Here is a 4,816-nt window from a genome sequence, read left to right on the forward strand (position 1 = left end):
AGGGAACAGGGAACAGGGAACAGGGAACAGGGAACAGGGAACAGGGAACAGGGAAGAGGGAACAGGGAAGAGGTTACAGGGAACAGGTTACAGGGAACAGGTTACAGGGAACAGGTTTTGGGTAACTTTACCTTTCGTTTTACCAATTACCCATTACCCATTACCAATTAATTACCCATTACCCATTACCCATTACCAATTACCCATTACCAATTACCCATTACCAGCCTCAACTAGATAACTAGCAAGTTGAGTTATTGGTTTAGTTTTTCAACTTTAAGGCCTCTGTCGCTGAAATTCCCTCACCTTGAGTACCGAAATACCATAAAGCTGCACCTGCTTCTGCACGAGTTACGGGTTTTTTCGGTTGAAATAAGGTTGTATAGCCAAAAACGCGGCGAATATTTGATTGTTCAGCATTTTGGAAATCAGCTAAAATGGCTTTCAATGCTTTTGGTTCTATATTACCTGCATCTTGAAATCCCCAAGTTTGTTTAACAGCTTCTAAATTAGCACTAGGTAAGGCTTGGCGGGTATCTAAAGGAACTTTCCATAATAGTAATTGTTCTCGCGTTAAAGGCGCGTCAGGGCGAAATAAAACCGCTGTTGCATCTCCTGATAAAGTGCTATTAATTAAACCCGCTTCTGCTAATCCCTGAATCAAGGGAAAATCAGCATCTTGAGGCAGTATATCCCTAAAAGCTGGTTGAGTGCTAGGGGATGCTAACCGAATTTGTTTGGCTGGATTATTAGAATACATGGTATTATTGGCATTAACCAACCAGCGAGCATATTCTCGACGGGTGATAATTTTATTAGGTAGAAATTCTTGAGTGGTTTTGGGGTCGCTAGAGAATACGCCTAATAATGCTAAATCTTGTATATGCGATCGCCATTCCGGGGGTACTTTCTGTATATCAATAAGTTCTGAGGTGGTTAAAGTTTCCGATTTGCTAGTTGGTTGGGTGACTATTTTGGTATTATTGGTTTTAGGCAATACCGGACCTACAAATTGGGGATTATCTGGGGAGGTGACTGAATTAGTAGCTGTAGTTTGGGAATGAGACGAATATTCAATTAATAATTTCGTCGCCGTTTGGGGTTGATTAGGTGCAGCCTTGGTGACAGTTTGTGGCTGAATTGTCACAGTAATGAGTAAATCATTACGTCGGGCTGTAAAAGTACCCTGCACATCGTCTTCTGGCTGTTGGACAAGCCAATTTTGAGCCTGAAATTGTTGACGATAAAAGCTGGTAATTAAATTACTAGGATCAGCACTTTGCCAACGAATAGAGATTTTATTTTCAGAATTAGCTGGTGTAACTTCTTTTAATTCAGCATTGGGATAAATTGGAAGATCTGGCGGAAAATCAGCCGGTAACTTAATTGTTGATGTGTTTGGGTCTGGTGTTACTTGCTGACTAGTCGGTTTAGCAAAGGGAACAGGAGTATTTTGCAGCCGAGGATCGGCAGCCAATGACTGTTCCAGGTTTTTGGCAGATGGACTGTTGGTACAAGCTGTTAAGGAAGATAGTAAAACAGCTAAACTCAAGAAAGCAGCAGGGTAGTTACGGAAAAACACAAAGAAATCACAAATTGATTTTCACCTTCTACCCTAGCATTTTTAACAACAGGTAAAAGACAAATTCGATTTGACGGGCATCTAGTGGCAAATTCGGGCTAATAGGTGTAAAAATCAAGGTAAAATTCCGCAAAATTCCGCAAAAATTCGTCTGATGTCAAAAACCGAGATCGGACTACAGTAGGAAAAATCTAAAATAGATATTAAATTGGAAAAAACAACGGCTATGAACCAACGTTAGTTCATTTTATTTTCTGTTTTATTTTCTGTAAAGCGTCGCCAGGTTGTTACCAGTGCTGAAACAAGATGTCATGCAAGTTTCCCAGGATCAGCCTATCTATTCTGAGGCTCCACTCCAATTGTTGCTGTTTGTTGATGGACGACCTAAGTCTCGACAACAAGTACAGCAAATTCGCGCTTACTTAAAAGAATTAGAGGCTGTGTATAATTTTGAATTACAACTTATTGATGTTGAACAACAGCCTTATTTAGCGGAACACTTTAAGTTAATAGCAACTCCAGCTTTGGTGAAAATTCATCCAGAACCACAACAAACCATCGCTGGTACTAATATCATCCCGCAGTTAAAAACTTGGTGGCCACGTTGGCAAACCACAGTGGATACATTTTTGAAATTACAGGAGGATTTACAAGAACGTCTGGATGAAAATAGCCAGTTAATATCATCTAAGCATACCATACATTCTGTTGCTACTTCATCTGCATTGATTCAACTCTCAGATGAAATTTTTCGGCTGAAGCAGGAAAAGGAGAAACTACAAGAACAGCTACAGTTTAAAAACCGTGTCATTGCCATTTTAGCCCATGATCTACGCAATCCCCTCACGGCTGCGGCGATCGCTATTGAAACTCTTCAATCTAATTACAATCCAGAAACAGGGGAATTTCCCCGCTTAAAACCAGGGATGGCACTGCATTTATTAAAACAAGCCCGCGCACAAACACGGATTATTGATCGGATGATTGCTGATCTTTTGCAAGTAGGGTTTGGTGAAGATACAGAGTTGCCCATTGTACCACAAAGGTTACAATTAGGGGAACTGTGTTTAGAGGTGTTAGAGGAATTGAGCGATCGCTATATGAGCAAATCCCAAACTATAGAAACAGATATTCCTCAAGATTTACCATTAGTGTATGCAGATCCGGACCGAATTAGGCAAGCACTAATTAATCTTTTAGATAATGCCATCAAATATACACCTGTGGGTGGTATTATTAGTTTGTCGGGACTACATCGCACCACGCAAAAAGTGGAATTTAGTATTGGTGATAGCGGTCCTGGTATTCCTGAAGAGAACCGCGATCGCATTTTTGAGCATCTTTTCCGTCTCCAACGTGATCAAAACGTAGATGGATATGGAATTGGTCTTTGTTTATGTCAACGCATTATCCGCGCTCACTACGGTCAAATTTGGGTGGATTCATCTCCCCACGGTGGTGCCTGGTTTCATTTTACTTTGCCAGTATATCCATCGTAGTTATTAGTTATTAGTTATTAGTTATTAGTTAGTTGTCAGTGGTAAAACTATTACCCATTACCCATTACCCATTACCCATTACCAATTACCCATTACCAAAAATGCCAAATTCATTAATGTATCAAGAGGACGATTTCGTGGTTTTGGAAACAAATCAACCAGAACAATTTCTCACAGCGGCTGAGTTATTAACAAAACTAGAGGAAATTGTATCACAACTTCCTGATCATGATTTACCGCCGGATGTACAAAAATTCCAGTCTGTCACCGAAAAAGCACAATATTTACTAAATACAAGTTGTAATTTAGATGTTGGACCAGGAAAATATTTACAGTGGTATGCGGTGCGCTTAGAAAAATAAAATCTCTTGAAAATCTCTTGGTGAGTAGAAATCAAAGAGGCAAAAAACGTCTTGGCATCTAGTTTTGATGGGTTTGAGGTGATAGAATTATCAACACTAATCATACAAATTCAGTATCTTTTGGTCTGGTATTTATAACCAATCCAGATTTACCAAAAGACCCAGAAATTAACCCACATTTGAATACACTAAATCCTGAAAAAATATATTTATTATCTATTATCCCAGTTTATAATTTCCTGAACCGCCTCAAGCAATTACACCAGGATTAAAGATTTTGAGTTTGATAATTATCCTGAAATAGCCGAAAAAACTGGATCATTAAAAATGGGCTGATCACTATTCTATGAATACTTGAGAAATTGGTGAAAAGAGCCAATTTTCAAATCCTGTACCAAGACATAAAAAAATACTTCCCAGGCATTCAAAATTATGGATTTATCAAATTTTACCACACTACAAAATTTAGAATCTGCCTTTGCTGGTGAATCAATGGCAAATCGCAAATACTTATTTTTTGCAGCACTAGCGCGTCAATTGGGTTTTGCCGATTTAGCAAAACTTTTTAAAGAAACAGCAGATCAAGAAACTGAACACGCTTTCGCACATTTTGAATTATTACATCCTGAACTTGTAGTTAAAAATGCCGCTACTTTAAATGATGAACAAAAACGATTAATAATTTCTCGTTGTTTATCTTTAGCCATAGAAGGTGAAACCTATGAATACACTACAATGTATCCCCAATTTGCGGCCGCTGCCCAAAAAGATCGAGATGATTTAGCAGCGGCAGAATTTCTCAACCAAGCTCAAGAATCTAGTGATCATGCTCAGACATTTCGCACCGCAGCCCACCGTTTTGGGTTACTCAAATTCATTGAAAATTATCATGCAGATCGCTATCTTGAGGCCTTAGAAGTATTAAATGGTGGAGAAACTGTCACCAGAGTAATAAGTGAAGATCCTCACACTCAAAAATGGATTTGTAGACAATGTAGCATGATTTATGATCCTGTTATTGGTGATCCTGATTCGGGAATTGTAGCGGGTACAGCTTTTATGGATATTCCTGATGATTGGAGTTGTCCTATTTGTGGTGCTACTAAAAAGACTTTTAAACCTCTTGAGGAAAAAATGACGACGGATAATAAATAATAAAGAATATAGGGATGTTCTAATGGGTAATGGGTGATAGGTAATAGGTAATGGGTGGTAGGTGATAGGTATTATAGGAATAATATTTGATTTTTGATAGCTTGCGTGGCGTAGCCATACAAGACTCATTAGGTATCAATTCTGTCTTTACTGTTCCCTGTTCCCTGTTCCCTGTTCCCTGTTCCCTGTTCCCTGTTCCCTGTTCCCTGTTCCCTGTT

6 protein-coding genes are annotated in these 4,816 nt (G+C 39.0%); 4 read left to right on the top strand and 2 right to left on the bottom strand.

The window, feature by feature from the left end:
- Window positions 1–241: hypothetical protein (locus ACIR310F_RS23415; protein WP_051289421.1), on the top strand; the 241-nt coding region annotated here is incomplete at its 5' end.
- Window positions 242–262: 21 nt separating this feature from the next.
- Here ACIR310F_RS23415 and ACIR310F_RS0100235 read toward each other — a convergent pair.
- Window positions 263–1,582: an S-layer homology domain-containing protein gene (locus tag ACIR310F_RS0100235; RefSeq protein WP_028082094.1), complete on the bottom strand. Its 1,320-nt coding sequence runs from the start codon at window positions 1,580–1,582 to the stop codon at window positions 263–265.
- Between the two features lie 293 nt (window positions 1,583–1,875).
- Here ACIR310F_RS0100235 and ACIR310F_RS0100240 point away from each other — a divergent pair, with 293 nt between their 5' ends.
- From ACIR310F_RS0100240 to ACIR310F_RS0100250, 3 genes are all read left to right on the top strand, one after another.
- Entirely contained in the window at window positions 1,876–3,081 is a 1,206-nt protein-coding gene (locus tag ACIR310F_RS0100240; protein WP_196803135.1) for a histidine kinase, read from the top strand.
- 101 nt (window positions 3,082–3,182) lie between these two features.
- Window positions 3,183–3,443, top strand: a complete 261-nt coding sequence (locus ACIR310F_RS0100245; RefSeq protein ID WP_028082096.1) for a CRR7 family NDH-1 assembly protein — start codon at window positions 3,183–3,185, stop codon at window positions 3,441–3,443.
- A 432-nt stretch (window positions 3,444–3,875) separates the two neighbouring features.
- On the top strand, window positions 3,876–4,598 hold the full coding sequence (locus tag ACIR310F_RS0100250; RefSeq protein ID WP_028082097.1) for a rubrerythrin family protein: 723 nt from the start codon (window positions 3,876–3,878) through the stop codon (window positions 4,596–4,598).
- Window positions 4,599–4,617: 19 nt separating this feature from the next.
- Here the strand turns inward: ACIR310F_RS0100250 and ACIR310F_RS25940 are convergent.
- Window positions 4,618–4,816 (bottom strand): hypothetical protein (locus ACIR310F_RS25940; protein WP_196803136.1); only part of this gene is annotated, 199 nt, incomplete at its 5' end.

Origin of the sequence: Dolichospermum circinale AWQC310F, assembly GCF_000426925.1 — a bacterium.
GTDB lineage: Bacteria > Cyanobacteriota > Cyanobacteriia > Cyanobacteriales > Nostocaceae > Dolichospermum > Dolichospermum circinale.

Coding starts and splice junctions, on each gene's coding strand:
- ACIR310F_RS0100245 (WP_028082096.1), top strand. CDS start 3,183: ATGCCAAATTCATTAATGTATCAAGAGGACGATTTCGTGGTTTTGGAA.
- ACIR310F_RS0100250 (WP_028082097.1), top strand. CDS start 3,876: ATGGATTTATCAAATTTTACCACACTACAAAATTTAGAATCTGCCTTT.